Source organism: Pseudomonas sp. S3_A03, assembly GCF_054668275.1.
This window is the reverse complement of record NZ_CP162753.1, coordinates 1,632,230-1,644,919: the sequence shown is the minus strand read 5'-3', so window position 1 is coordinate 1,644,919 and position 12,690 is coordinate 1,632,230. Positions and strand designations below refer to the sequence as shown.

The following is a 12,690-nucleotide window of genomic DNA, read 5'->3' as shown; positions in this document are numbered from 1 at the left end:
GGGCGGCTAAACCGGCATCCCTGCCGGTTTACCCCAAATCAATGTCGAATTACGGCCAGCGTGTTTGACGGGGCGCCTGAGATCACAATCAAAAGCAACAGCCAAAGCAACAGCAAACAGTCCCCTGCGCGCTTCACCCATTGACCGCCTATCCCCACCCTCCCAAACCCAATTGAATTTTCCCCACCTGCCCATGCTCTTTCCTATAGAAGCGCCGCACGGCGAGCGCTTCTTGCGGGGCCTTCATGCAAGAAGGCCGGGTTGTATAGGACATTGCGGGAACTGCCATCATGACGCTACTAACGGCGCTGTCGGGCCAGCCGGCCTCTGTGCATCACTCGGGCTACGGTGAGTATCAGCGAGTCTATCAACAGCTGTATGACGAAGTGCCGGACGCCGGCGCGCTGGCGCGCGAGTTTCTGCAAGCGCAGTTGGCGCAGGTTCGGCACGCGGCCAACGAGCTGCCCGACGAACCGCAGCATTTGTGTGCCTGGGTCGAACAGCGCTGCGCCGTCGTCGCCCAGGCCTACGCCGAGTACCTTGAACAACGCCAGCAAGGCCGACCACGTCGTTACTTTCGCAACAAAGCCCATGCGCTGTATGTGCTGCAACGCGTGGCCCCGACCAAACAGGTGGATGGCGCCTGGCTGTACGGTTTACTGCACCACTGGCAAGACCAGCGTTTCGACGGCCTGATCACCACCTATCTCGAAGAGTTGGGCGACGGTGAGGCCGCGCAGAATCATGTGGTGATCTACCGCAAGTTGCTCAGCGAACACGATGCTGACAGCGATGCCGGCCTTGAGGATGAGCACTATGTGCAAGGCGCCCTGCAAATGGCCTTGGGCCTGTGCGCCGAAGAGTTCTTGCCGGAGGTGATCGGCTACAACCTGGGCTACGAACAGCTGCCGCTGCACCTGTTGATCAGCGCGTATGAACTGAGTGAGTTGGGCATCGACCCTTATTACTTCACGCTTCACGTGACCATCGACAATGCCAGCAGCGGCCACGCCTGCAAGGCGGCGCAGTCGGTGCTGAACCTGCTGCCGCTGGGCGAGGGCAGGGCGCAGTTCTATCAGCGTGTGGCCCAGGGCTACCGTCTCAACGATCTCGGGCCGGGCACCACGGCCGTGATCGAGCGTTTCAACCTGCACGACGAAGTGGTGGCGATGCTCGAACGCAAGCGCACTTTCGGCCAGCACATGCATTCGGACTATTGCCGCTTCGAAGGCAAGACCGTCAATCAGTGGCTGACCACGCCGGGGCAAATCCCAGGGTTTCTCCAGGCCCTGCAAGACAAGGGCTGGATCCGACTGAACCAGGACCCCGCCGACAGCCGTTTCTGGCAGTTGATCGAGGGCGCCGGCGCGGCGATGTTCGGCGTGTTCAGCGGCTATGAAAAACAACTGCTGCACGATTGGATTGCCGGGGAGTGGGCCAGCGACCAACGCGTGCCACCCGCCAGGCCTGGACGCGGCAGCCCGTTTTCCCGCGAGCAACAGCGCCCCACCGACCCGGACACCCAGGCCTTGGTGAACGCGCTGTACAACCTGACCGACGAGCAGCAGCTGCAGGCGCTGATCCCGTGGCTGTCCGCCCGCCGTCATTGCACCCCGGCCGGTCTGTACGCCACCCGCCGTTTTATCCAGCTGCGCACGCGTCTACGCTAAGGAGCGACCCCATGTCCGCACAACAACTCGCCGACCGCGCCTTACTGAACCTGGGCAGGGGCTTGAAAGAAAGTGGCTACCGGTTCATCACCCCCACCCCTTTGACCCACGAGCGGGTGTACCGGCGCCTGGGGACACCGCTGGCGATGAACGTGCGCGATGTGTTCGGCTGGTCGATGCCGTTTGACAATGACCTGCTGCCCGCCGCGTTTCGCGATGAGTTGCAGCAAGCGGATGTGATCGAAAAACACGACGCGCTGTGGCGCAGTAACGTGCGCTGGTCGAGCCTTGGGGACCTGCTGTTCGCCCATTCGCCGTACCCCACCACTCAAGCGGACGCGGTGTTTTTCGGGCCTGACAGCTATCGTTTTGCGCAGGTGATCGAAGCCCATCTGCAACAGCGTTTCGAGCCGCTCAAATGCGCGGTCGACATCGGCTGCGGCGCGGGCGTGGGCGCGCTGGTCATTGCCCATGCACGGCCTGATGCGCAGGTGGTGGCGGTGGACATCAACCCGCGCGCCCTGCGTATGACGGCGGTGAACGCCGAGTTGGCCGGCCTGGGCAACGTCAGTGTGTACCAGAGCGACCTGCTGGCGAGCCTGCAAGGTTCATTCGACTTGATCGTCGCCAACCCGCCCTACATGAACGACGATCGGCAGCGCGCCTACCGGCATGGCGGCGGTGCATTGGGGGAGCAACTGTCGGTGCGCATCGTCAGTGAATCCCTCGGGCGCCTGGCCCTGGGTGGCAGCCTGGTGCTGTATACCGGCGTGGCGATGGTCGCGGGCGAGGATCCGTTCCTGGAGGCGGTCAGGCCCTTGCTGGCCAGCGACGCCTACGGCTGGACCTACCGCGAACTGGACCCTGACGTCTTCGGCGAAGAACTCGATAAACCTGGCTATGAGCGCGTCGAACGGATCGCCGTGGTCGCGCTCACCGTCACCCGGTTGCGTTGACGGCCCATGCTCACCTTCGGCATCGAAGAGGAATACTTCATCACCGACCTGCACAGCCGCCGAATGCTCAGCGAGCCGCCGGCAGCGGTGTTGACGGCCTGTCAGCGGGCGATAGGCGCGGGGTTTGCCTTCGAAATGTTCCAGGGGCAGATCGAAGTGGCGTCGCCGGTGTTCAAGGCCAGCCGCGACGCCGCCGATTACCTGGCGACCGTGCGGCATAACCTGGCGCAATCGCTCGGCGACTTCGGCCTGGGCATCGTCTGCGCCGGCAGCCATCCGCTGGCCGCCTGGCGCGAGCAGACGCCCACGGTGCACGCGCATTTCGAGCAGTTGTTCGAGGACGTTCAGCAGGTGGCGCGCCGCAGCGTGTTGTGCGGTTTGCATGTGCATGTGCAGGTGCCGGAGCAGCTCGATCGCATTGCGGTGATGAACGAGGTCTCGCCGTGGCTGCCGTTGTTATTGTTGCTCAGTTGCTCGTCGCCGTTCTGGGAGGGGGCGCCCAGTGGCTTCATGAGTTACCGCCAGGCCGCTTGCGATGAGTGGCCGCGCATGGGGGTACCGGAGCATTTCGAGGACTGGGCGGCCTACCAGCGGTATTTGGGATTGCTGCGGCGCATGGGTGTGATCAAGGCCGACGGCAACGGCTGGTGGGGCATTCGCCCGGCGGCGCGTTATCCCACCCTTGAGTTGCGCATGACGGATGCATGCCCCCGGCTGGAGGATGCGCTCACCCTGGCCACGCTGTTTCGTGTGATGGTCACCCATGCCTGCGGCATGGCTCGGCCCGGCGCCACGTTTACCGCGCAGACGCGTTGGCTGCTCCAGGAAAACCGTTGGCAGGCCAAGCGCTATGGCGCGCAGGGCGCCTTCGCGCTGGACGACGAGGGCGCCACCGGCACTGCCGAGCAATGGTTGGAGCGGGCCTCGCGACGGTTTCGAACGACCGCCGCCAACATGGGTGAACCCGCCGTGTTCGACCACGCCCTGGCGCTGTTGCGTCGGGGCAGCAGCGCGGTCGATCAACTGCGGTGTTTTGCAGACGCCTCGGCCAAAGGCGCGGATGCGCATGCCGGCCTACAAGAGGTCGTCGACCGCTTGCTCGCCCAGAGCCGTGGCGACCTTTGATCGGCTGCCCGCGAACGCCAACGGAACACTCGCCATGAGCGCTGCCCCTAATGAATGACGCTACTCAACAACCGGAGTGCAGCCCATGCGAGCCATGACCTATCAAGGCGCCCATAAGGTGCAGGTGGACACCGTTCCCGACCCCATCATCGAGCAACCCGACGACATCATTCTGCGGGTCACCGCCACCGCTATCTGCGGTTCGGACCTGCACCTGTACCGCGGCAAGATCCCCACCGTGGAGCATGGCGATATCTTCGGCCATGAATTCATGGGCATCGTCGAAGAGACCGGGCCAGGGGTGACGGCGGTGCAACGTGGTGACCGCGTGGTAATCCCGTTCGTGATTGCCTGTGGCGAGTGTTTCTTTTGCCAACTGCAACAATTCGCGGCCTGTGAAACCACCAACGACGGACGCGGTGCGATTCTGAATAAAAAGGCGATCCCACCGGGCGCCGCGCTGTTCGGCTACAGCCGCCTGTATGGCGGCGTTCCGGGTGGCCAGGCCGAACTGGTGCGGGTGCCCAAGGCCAACAGCGGGCCGTTCAAAGTGCCCGGCGTGCTGGCGGATGAAAAAGTACTGTTTCTCTCCGACATCCTGCCCACCGCCTGGCAGGCTGTGACCAACGCCGGCATCGGCCAAGGCTCCAGCGTGGCGATCTATGGTGCCGGGCCGGTCGGGTTGCTGAGTGCGGCGTGCGCGCAAATGTTGGGCGCCGAGCAAATCTTCATGGTCGACGATCACCCGTATCGGCTGGCGTATGCGCAGCAGATGTACGGCGTGATCCCGATCAACTTCGAAGACGACGATGACCCCGCCGACACGATCATCCGCCAGACCGCAGGCATGCGCGGCGTCGACGGCGTGGTGGATGCGGTGGGTTTCGAAGCCAAGGGCAGCACCACCGAAACCCTGCTCACCACCCTCAAGATCGAAGGCAGCAGCGGCAAAGCGTTGCGCCAGTGCATCGCCGCCGTGCGCCGGGGTGGAGTGGTCAGTGTGGCGGGGGTGTATGCCGGCTTTATCCACGGGTTCATGTTTGGCGACGCCTTCGACAAAGGCCTGACCTTCAAGATGGGCCAGACCCACGTGCAGCGCTTTCTACCGCAGTTGCTGGAGCATATCGAATTGGGGCGGCTGAACCCGGAGGCTATCGTCACCCACCGGCTGTCTCTGGAACAGGCGGCACGGGGTTACGAGGTATTTGATAAAGGCGAGGAGCAGTGCCGCAAGGTGATTCTGGTGCCGGGCATGGAGGATCGGCCGCTGACCGAGCCGCTGGAGCCGGAACCGACCCCCGGCCTTCGCGTACAAGGCGTACCCGGTTTCTAGGCCAAATACCTCTGAATGTGGGAGGGCCTGCTCCCACATCGGGGCCTGGTGTCAGGCCGTCGCTTGCGGCTGCAGGCGCAGCTCACCGTCCACGTCCTTGACCAACCCGCTGGCCAGAAACAACGGCGCCAGGCGTTTGTGCAGTTGCGGCTCGACGAATTCCTTCACCGTCTCCAGCACCAGAACGCCACTGAGCGGCAGCTCGGCCTTGGTGTATGACAACCACGCCTTCTTCAACGCCATCAGCACATCGCTGCCCGCCGTGGAGGCAAAGCGGCGGTGGGTGGGTTTGCCGTCGAAGTTGAACGTGTGCTGGAACTCATAGCCGCTTTCATCACCGCCGCCGGCGGTGCAGCGGATGCAGGTGCAGGTGCCGTCGCCGAAAGCGCTGCGTAGGTAGGCGTTGAAGTCCATCACGGGCTTGAGTGACAGGCGCTTATCCACCTCGAACAGGTCCCCGGTCATTTTTTCGTCAGTGTTCAACGTCCATTTCCTCGCAGGTTTACCGCAGTTTTTCAAAGCGCGGCACAATACCAGCCACGCGCGGGTTTGGGGATTATTTGCATAACCATTGAGACGCCGGCGGTGGGTCAGTCGGCTTATTTTCAACTGACCCACCGCTATCGGGAGCAAGCCCCCTCCCACAGGGGGGCGTCATCGTCTGTAAGGTCAGCGAAAGAACTCCCCCGGCGTCGCCTCAAACTGCTGGCGAAATGCATTGATAAACGCCGACGTCGATTCATATCCACAGTTCAGCGCCACATCTGTCACCCGTTCGCCTTGTTCCAGGGCGGGCAGGGCGCTGAGCAGGCGCAAGCGCTGGCGCCAGGCGCGGAAGGTCAGGCCGGTGTCTTTCAAAAACAAGCGGCTGAGGGTCTTTTCGCTGAGCCCCAGTTTTTCGCTCCATTGCCCCAAGGTGGTCTGCTGCTCGGGGCGCAGGTTGAGGCTGCGGTAGATCTGCCGTAAACGGGCGTCGTGGGGCAGGGGTAGCATCAGGTCCACCTGGGGCGCGGCGGCGAGTTGGTCGAGGATCACCTGGGCCAGGCGCCCGTCCGGGCCGTCCTCGGCATACTCCACCGGCAGTTCGCTGAAGCTGCGGATCAGCTCGCGCAACAGGCTGCTCACCTCCAGCACATGACACTGCTCGACCGCCCAGGCGGTCACGCTGCAATCCAGATACAGGCTGCGCATCTCGGTATGGGGCGCGCTGTAGACGCGGTGCGGCATGCCCGCTGGAATCCATACCGCGCGTTGCGGCGGCGCGACAAAGCGCCCGGCGCTGGTCTGGATCTCCAGCACCCCGCTAATCGCGTAGGACAATTGCACCCACGGATGGCTGTGGCGACGGGTCAACGCGCGGTTGGGCAGCGATTCGGTACGCCCATACACCGGGCGTGGCAGGCTGGACAGCCCGGGAATGCTGCGGCGCACGGTTTTATCATGTCCTTTGGGCGGCATTTACTGGCTCATTGGCGTTAGTCGGTAACAAGCGGTTACGTTAGAGTCGCGGTGACGCTCTTGGCAACCCCTGGAAGATTCGCTCATGACTCGCCCCCTTTCCTGCCCGACAACTTCACCCTGACGCTGATCGCCACGGTGATCCTGGCCTCCCTGCTACCCGCCAGCGGCCAGACCGCCGTGGCGTTCGGCTGGGTGACCAACCTGGCCATTGCGCTGTTGTTTTTCCTGCATGGCGCCAAGCTGTCACGCCAGGCCATCGTCGCCGGGGCCGGCCACTGGCGCCTGCACTTGCTGGTGTTCAGCCTGACCTTTGTGCTGTTCCCGCTGTTGGGCCTGGCGCTCAAGCCGGTGCTGTCGCCGCTGATCGGCAACGACCTGTACATGGGCATGCTCTACCTCTGCGCCTTGCCGGCCACGGTGCAATCGGCGATTGCCTTCACCTCGCTGGCGCGCGGCAATATCCCGGCGGCGATTTGCAGCGCGGCGGCGTCGAGCCTGTTTGGTATCTTCCTCACGCCGTTGCTGGTGACGCTGTTGCTGAATGTGCACGGTGACGGCGGCAACACCCTCGATGCCATTGTGAAAATCAGCGTGCAATTGCTGCTTCCATTTGTCGCAGGGCAAATCGCTCGTCGTTGGATTGGCGAGTGGGTAGGCCGCAATAAAGCGTGGCTCAAATTCGTCGACCAGGGCTCGATCCTGCTGGTGGTCTACGGCGCCTTCAGCGAAGCGGTCAATGAAGGTATCTGGCACCAGATCCCGCTGTGGGAACTGGGCGGCCTGGTGGTGGCCTGTTGCGTGTTGCTGGCCCTGGTGCTGATGGCGTCCGCCTTGCTGGGCAAGGCTTTGGGCTTTAGCCAGGAAGATCGCATCACCATCCTGTTTTGCGGCTCGAAGAAGAGTCTCGCCACCGGCGTACCGATGGCCCAGGTGCTGTTTGCCGGTGCAACCATGGGCGTATTGATCCTGCCGTTGATGCTGTTTCACCAGATCCAGTTGATGGTCTGTGCGGCGTTGGCGCAGCGGTATGCCCAGCGACCGGAAGCGATTTCGGAGCTGATGGGGCAGGTCGATCCTTGAAGCGTCGTGTTACTATTTTTCTGCGCTGCTCAAGGGCTGGCATTGGGCCGGATTGATCAGCGCAGGAACTGAGTACGACGCCCGTCAATGAGCATTTCTGCCGCAACTCCCCAAGCCAATTGGCAACCGGTCATCGCCCTCGCGCTGGCCGCGTTCGTCTTCAATACCACTGAATTCGTGCCGGTCGGGCTGCTCAGCGCCATCGGCGCCAGCTTCGACATGCAGGTGTCCAGCGTCGGCCTGATGCTGACTATTTATGCCTGGATCGTGTCCCTGACCTCGCTGCCGGTGATGTTGCTGACCCGCAACGTCGAGCGCCGCAAGTTGCTGATCGTGCTGTTCGGCCTGTTTATTGCCAGCCATATCCTCTCCAGCGTGGCCACCAGCTTTGGCCTGCTGATGGTCAGTCGCGTCGGCATTGCGTTGTCCCATGCGCTGTTCTGGTCGATCACGGCGTCGCTCGCGGTGCGCCTGGCGCCGGCGGGCAAACAGGTACAAGCCCTGGGGCTGCTGGCTACCGGCACGTCATTGGCGATGGTCCTGGGCATTCCCCTCGGCCGCTTGCTGGGCGAGGCCATGGGCTGGCGCACCACCTTTCTGGTGATCGCCGCGTTTGCGGGCGGGCTGGTGTTCTGGCTGGCGCGCACCTTGCCGCTACTGCCGAGCCAGAACTCCGGCTCGCTGCGCAGCCTGCCGCTGCTGTTCAAGCGCCCGGCGCTGGTGGCGCTCTACGTGCTCACCGCGATGACCGTGACCGCGCAATTCACCGCCTACAGCTACATCGAACCTTTCGTCGAAGGCGTCGCTGGCCTGGGGGGCAGTGCGGTCACCTTGATCCTGTTGGTATTTGGCGGCGCGGGCATTATCGGCTCGCTACTGTTCAGCCTGGTGCACCGCTTCAACCCCCACCTGTTCGTGGTGGGCGCGGTGTTTATCCTGGCGGCGTGCCTGGCGCTGTTGCTGCCCTTGAGCGGCGCCGAATCCTACCTGGTGATCCTGAGCATGTTCTGGGGCATGGCGATCATGGGCTTCGGCCTGGCCATGCAGTCCAAAGTGCTGGTGCTGGCACCGGACGCCACCGACGTAGCCATGGCAATGTTCTCCGGCATCTACAACATCGGCATCGGCGGCGGCGCCCTGATGGGCAGCTGGGTCGGCAGCCACTTCGGCTTCGCCTGGATCGGCGCGGCGGGTGGGCTGCTGGCGGCGGTGGCGTTAGGTGGGTATTGCCTGGCGATTCGCCGGTTTGGGACGGGGGTGGCCGCTGCTTGAGTGCGGCACTCGCGGATAGGCCCCGACAATAGGATGCGAAAGCGAGTCATGGATTTTTAGAGAGAGCGTGGTGGATATGGATATGCAGGAACAGGAACTTAAGCGTTTTCTTGAGGCGCAGACCCGCTTTTCGTTTGCGGATGTAGGGACTGCCTATACGGCAAAGGATTTTTGGACGTGGGCCTTTTCCAACATGGAGGTCCCTGTTCTACGAGGTGTTTTGATCGAATACCTAGTGGCCCGCCACCTGATCGCCCACAACGACGCAATCGTTGGGGACACGGTAAGGTCACTCACTACCGAAACGCCTGGCCCCGGTGATTTGACCAAGAGTATCGAGCGATTCTACCGGCAGCAGCCCCATGGCGATGTGTTTGATCTGCAACTGACATGGGGCGTTACGCTGGAGATTAAAAGCACGGCGTCGCCAAACAGCTGGCGGATCAAGAAAACCAGTCGCTGGAACTGTATCGAGGACAAAAACCTCAAGCAGACCGTGTTTCCAGCACACTTCTACGTCCTCGCCCATATGGCCGATGACGCGGTGATCAAGGACGGTAAGCTCGATTTGGGCGCGGTGGTTTTTCACGTCCGAACCGGTCGTGAAATGGACGCGCTCGCGGGCACGCATGAGTCGGTGGGGTTTTCCACGTTTGTTGGAGAGGGTGCAGGTGTTCGCTCGTGCAGTTTTGATCAGCTTCCCGACGTATTGCTTGCGCTGCAAACCCAGCGGCTTGCCGATATCCGGGCAAAAATGCTGCCCGACTGGCAGCTTGAGCCTCTCAAGCAATGCCCCGATCGGGTTTACCTCCCGCTGGCGGTCGAGCAGGACGGGAAAGTGGAGGCTTGTTGGTATATAGAATTCAAGTACGAGCTTGGAGGTAAAAAGGGCAGGCGAGTGGTCCCTCTTAAACCCATTCACTCATGCTGGCTCCCCGGGGTGATACCCGACTGGCGCGACTGGGAGGCTGCGGGCTTCTGCTACGTCGCGCAGGGGGAAGCGATTGTAGAAGTGGGCGAACCCACTTCGGTAACGGCTTCTTAACGCCCAGCCAACACCTTCTCCAATTTCTCCTGGTCCCGCGCAAACTGGCGAATCCCTTCCGCCAGTTTCTCGGTGGCCATCGCGTCTTCATTCGAGGCCCAGCGGAACTGCGCTTCGCTCAGCGGTTGACGGGCCTCGCCCTCGGTGCCCGGCACCAGTTTGCGCGCCAGCGGGCCATGGTCGTCAGCGAGCGTTTGCAGCAGGTCCGGGCTGATGGTCAGGCGGTCGCAACCGGCCAGTTCTTCGATCTGGCTGAGGGTGCGAAAGCTTGCGCCCATGACCACGGTCGGGATGGCGTTGGCCTTGTAGTAGTTGTAGATGCGCGTCACCGACTGTACGCCCGGGTCTTCGGCGCCGGTGTAGTCCAGGCCGGTGTGCTTGCGGTACCAGTCGTAGATGCGACCCACGAACGGCGAGATCAAAAATACCCCCGCATCGGCGCAGGCCTGGGCCTGGGCGAAGGAGAACAGCAGGGTCAGGTTGGTCTGGATGCCGGCTTTTTCCAGGCGTTCGGCGGTGCGGATACCTTCCCAGGTGGAGGCCAGTTTGATCAGCACGCGGTCGCGGCTGACACCGGCCTGGTCGTACAAGGCGATCAATTGGTTGGCCTTGGCCCATAACGCGTCTTCATCGAAGGACAGGCGCGCGTCGACTTCGGTGGAGATACGCCCCGGAATCACCTTGAGGATGCCGCAGCCCACCGCCACCGCAAAACGATCGCAGGCCAGGTCGACATCGCCCTTGGACGCGCTGACAGCATTGCGCAGCAACTCGGCGTATGCCGGGATGGCGGCGGCCTTGAGCAGCAGCGAAGGGTTGGTGGTGGCGTCCACCGGGCGCAGGCGGCTGATGGCTTGCAGGTCGCCGGTGTCGCAGACCACGGTAGTGAATTGCTTGAGTTGTTCGAGTTTGGACGTCATGAGCGGCGGTCTCCAAATAAGGTTAGCGGTTGAGGGCCTGGGCGGTGTCGAGGTCGGTGACCAGGATGTCGAGGTAGCCGCCGGTGAGCGCGCCACGAATCGCCTGGACCTTGTTCAGCCCGCCGGCCAGGCCGAGCACGCGGTGGATGTTGCGCAACTTGGGCAGCGCCACCGACACCACGAACTCTTCATCTTCCTCCAGCACCGGCTTGCCCTGGGCGTCGAAGTAGCGCAGGCAGATATCGCCCACCGCGCCGCGCTCGGCCAGCAGGCGCAGCATGTCTTCAGTGTAGTAATTGCCGCTGTTGCGCAGCAGTTGCGAGGGCTCCAGGTCGCCGATGCCGACAATCGCCAGGGTGATGCTGTCAAAGCGTTGCAGCACCTCCTTGACCTCTTCCATCTGCACGATGCGCTGCTTGCTCTGCACCGATTGCTCGATACTTTGCGACGGCAGTAAATACGCCGGGCAATTGAGCAGGGTGGCCAGGCGCTGGGTGAGCAGGGTGGCCTCGAACGCGCCTTTGTTGCCGACGCCGCCGAGCAGTTGCACGACTTCCTCGGCGCCTTGCTTGCCCGGTTGTGCATGCAGGTGGCCGACCATCGCGCGAATGGTGCTGCTCCACGACGAAATGCCGATGCGGTCCTGGGGCGACAGGCTGGTTTCAAGATAGTGCGCGGCGGCTGAGCCGATGGCTTGCTTGATGCTTTCATCATTGCCGGGCTCGGTGGCTTCCACCACGATCACCCGGCGCACGCCGTAACGGCGTTGCAATTGGTTCTCCAACTCCAGATGCAGGCCTTGCAAGCGCATCACGCTGATCTTCACCACGCCTTCCTGCAACGCCCGGCGCAGGGCGCGGCTGATAAAGGACTGGGACAGGTCCAGTTGCGTGGAAATTTCGGACTGCTTGAGCCCTTCTTCGTAATAGAGGCTCGCAATCTTGGTGATCAGGCGCTGTTCTTCGATCTGGCTCATGAAAGCCTCAGTGGTTGACTCAATGGCCGTGAGGATACCAAACCCTCACGACATGATCAGGCCGCCATCAATATTGATCGCCTGGCCGGTCAGGTAGGCTGCGTCGTCCGACGCCAGGAACGCCACCAGCCCGGCGACATCCGAGGGCTTGCCGGCGCGGCGCAGGGGGATGTTCTTGACCCATTCGGCCATCAACTCACCCTTGGCGTAGCGTTTTTCGTCGGTGCTGAGGATCTCGCCCCATACGCGGTCGTTGTAGTCCCACATCTCGCTTTCGATGATGCCGGGGCAGAACGCATTCACCGTGATGTTATGCCGCGCCAGCTCCAGGGCCAGGCTCTGGGTGATGCCGATCACGCCCATCTTGCTCGCGGCGTAGTGCGGCGTGTAAATGAAGCCCTGGCGGCCCTGGCCGGACGAGGTGTTGATCAGGCGTCCGCTGCCTTGCTTGACCATGTACTTGGCCGCCTCCCGGCAACCCAGCCACACGCCGGTGGTGTTCACCTGCAGCACCTTGTCGAAGTCGGCGCGGGGCATGGTGTCGTAGTGGTCGATGGTGATGATGCCGGCGTTCTGCACCGACACGTCGATACTGCCAAACCGCGCGTGGCCTTCGCGGTAGAGGCGTTCGATATCGCTTTCGTTGGTCACGTCGATGCCGAGGGCGAGTGTGCTCACGCCATATTCACGGGCCAACTGGTCGGCGGTGAAGGTTACGCGCTCCAGGTCGTTGGAGGCCAGCACCAGGTGGGCGCCTTCACTGGCGAAGCGCTCGGCGATGCCGGCGCCGATGCCTCGGCAGGCGCCGGTGATAACGATGGTTTTACCGCTGAATCGTTGCGACATGACAGG

The 12,690-nt window shown here is 62.7% G+C and carries 12 protein-coding genes; 7 read left to right on the top strand and 5 right to left on the bottom strand.

Annotation, left to right across the window (positions count from 1 at the left end; genetic code table 11):
• Positions 1-290 precede the first annotated feature (290 nt).
• From AB4O25_RS07315 to AB4O25_RS07300, 4 genes are all read left to right on the top strand, one after another.
• Positions 291-1,670, top strand: a complete 1,380-nt coding sequence (locus AB4O25_RS07315; RefSeq protein ID WP_017527247.1) for an iron-containing redox enzyme family protein — start codon at positions 291-293, stop codon at positions 1,668-1,670.
• 11 nt (positions 1,671-1,681) lie between these two features.
• Positions 1,682-2,626, top strand: coding sequence for a methyltransferase (locus AB4O25_RS07310; RefSeq protein WP_017527248.1), 945 nt, complete (start codon positions 1,682-1,684; stop codon positions 2,624-2,626).
• Between the two features lie 6 nt (positions 2,627-2,632).
• Positions 2,633-3,751: a carboxylate-amine ligase gene (locus AB4O25_RS07305; protein WP_068935779.1), complete on the top strand. Its 1,119-nt coding sequence runs from the start codon at positions 2,633-2,635 to the stop codon at positions 3,749-3,751.
• Positions 3,752-3,836: 85 nt separating this feature from the next.
• A complete protein-coding gene (locus AB4O25_RS07300; RefSeq protein WP_017527250.1) occupies positions 3,837-5,084 on the top strand; it encodes a zinc-dependent alcohol dehydrogenase in 1,248 nt (415 codons plus the stop codon).
• A 51-nt stretch (positions 5,085-5,135) separates the two neighbouring features.
• Here AB4O25_RS07300 and AB4O25_RS07295 read toward each other — a convergent pair whose 3' ends face one another.
• Together AB4O25_RS07295 and AB4O25_RS07290 are read right to left on the bottom strand one after the other, a co-directional pair.
• Positions 5,136-5,567 (bottom strand): hypothetical protein, encoded by a 432-nt coding sequence (locus tag AB4O25_RS07295; RefSeq protein ID WP_065878691.1) that lies wholly within the window; start codon positions 5,565-5,567, stop codon positions 5,136-5,138.
• Between the two features lie 186 nt (positions 5,568-5,753).
• Entirely contained in the window at positions 5,754-6,542 is a 789-nt protein-coding gene (locus AB4O25_RS07290; RefSeq protein ID WP_017527252.1) for an AraC family transcriptional regulator, read from the bottom strand.
• A gap of 60 nt (positions 6,543-6,602) precedes the next feature.
• Between AB4O25_RS07290 and AB4O25_RS07285 the strand changes: the two genes are divergently transcribed.
• The 3 genes from AB4O25_RS07285 to AB4O25_RS07275 all read left to right on the top strand — a co-directional run bounded on the left by AB4O25_RS07285 (position 6,603) and on the right by AB4O25_RS07275 (position 9,942).
• Positions 6,603-7,625 (top strand): bile acid:sodium symporter family protein, encoded by a 1,023-nt coding sequence (locus AB4O25_RS07285; RefSeq protein WP_460150950.1) that lies wholly within the window; start codon positions 6,603-6,605, stop codon positions 7,623-7,625.
• A gap of 87 nt (positions 7,626-7,712) precedes the next feature.
• Positions 7,713-8,897, top strand: coding sequence for a sugar transporter (locus tag AB4O25_RS07280; RefSeq protein ID WP_017527254.1), 1,185 nt, complete (start codon positions 7,713-7,715; stop codon positions 8,895-8,897).
• A gap of 70 nt (positions 8,898-8,967) precedes the next feature.
• Positions 8,968-9,942 carry a hypothetical protein gene (locus tag AB4O25_RS07275; RefSeq protein WP_460150707.1) on the top strand — a complete coding sequence of 325 codons (975 nt, stop codon included), beginning with the start codon at positions 8,968-8,970 and terminating at the stop codon, positions 9,940-9,942.
• Here AB4O25_RS07275 and tal read toward each other — a convergent pair.
• From tal to AB4O25_RS07260, 3 genes are read right to left on the bottom strand one after another with little or no spacing between them, the layout of a single operon-like run.
• Positions 9,939-10,862 carry a transaldolase gene (tal, locus tag AB4O25_RS07270; protein ID WP_017527256.1) on the bottom strand — a complete coding sequence of 308 codons (924 nt, stop codon included), beginning with the start codon at positions 10,860-10,862 and terminating at the stop codon, positions 9,939-9,941. The genes AB4O25_RS07275 and tal overlap by 4 nt on opposite strands.
• Positions 10,863-10,884: 22 nt before the next feature.
• Positions 10,885-11,838, bottom strand: coding sequence for a sugar-binding transcriptional regulator (locus tag AB4O25_RS07265; RefSeq protein WP_017527257.1), 954 nt, complete (start codon positions 11,836-11,838; stop codon positions 10,885-10,887).
• Positions 11,839-11,883: 45 nt separating this feature from the next.
• On the bottom strand, positions 11,884-12,684 hold the full coding sequence (locus tag AB4O25_RS07260) for an SDR family oxidoreductase (protein WP_017527258.1): 801 nt from the start codon (positions 12,682-12,684) through the stop codon (positions 11,884-11,886).
• Positions 12,685-12,690: the final 6 nt, after the last annotated feature.

Coding starts and splice junctions, on each gene's coding strand:
- AB4O25_RS07315 (WP_017527247.1), top strand. CDS start 291: ATGACGCTACTAACGGCGCTGTCGGGCCAGCCGGCCTCTGTGCATCAC.
- AB4O25_RS07310 (WP_017527248.1), top strand. CDS start 1,682: ATGTCCGCACAACAACTCGCCGACCGCGCCTTACTGAACCTGGGCAGG.
- AB4O25_RS07305 (WP_068935779.1), top strand. CDS start 2,633: ATGCTCACCTTCGGCATCGAAGAGGAATACTTCATCACCGACCTGCAC.
- AB4O25_RS07300 (WP_017527250.1), top strand. CDS start 3,837: ATGCGAGCCATGACCTATCAAGGCGCCCATAAGGTGCAGGTGGACACC.
- AB4O25_RS07290 (WP_017527252.1), bottom strand. CDS start 6,542: ATGCCGCCCAAAGGACATGATAAAACCGTGCGCCGCAGCATTCCCGGG.
- AB4O25_RS07280 (WP_017527254.1), top strand. CDS start 7,713: ATGAGCATTTCTGCCGCAACTCCCCAAGCCAATTGGCAACCGGTCATC.
- tal (WP_017527256.1), bottom strand. CDS start 10,862: ATGACGTCCAAACTCGAACAACTCAAGCAATTCACTACCGTGGTCTGC.
- AB4O25_RS07265 (WP_017527257.1), bottom strand. CDS start 11,838: ATGAGCCAGATCGAAGAACAGCGCCTGATCACCAAGATTGCGAGCCTC.
- AB4O25_RS07260 (WP_017527258.1), bottom strand. CDS start 12,684: ATGTCGCAACGATTCAGCGGTAAAACCATCGTTATCACCGGCGCCTGC.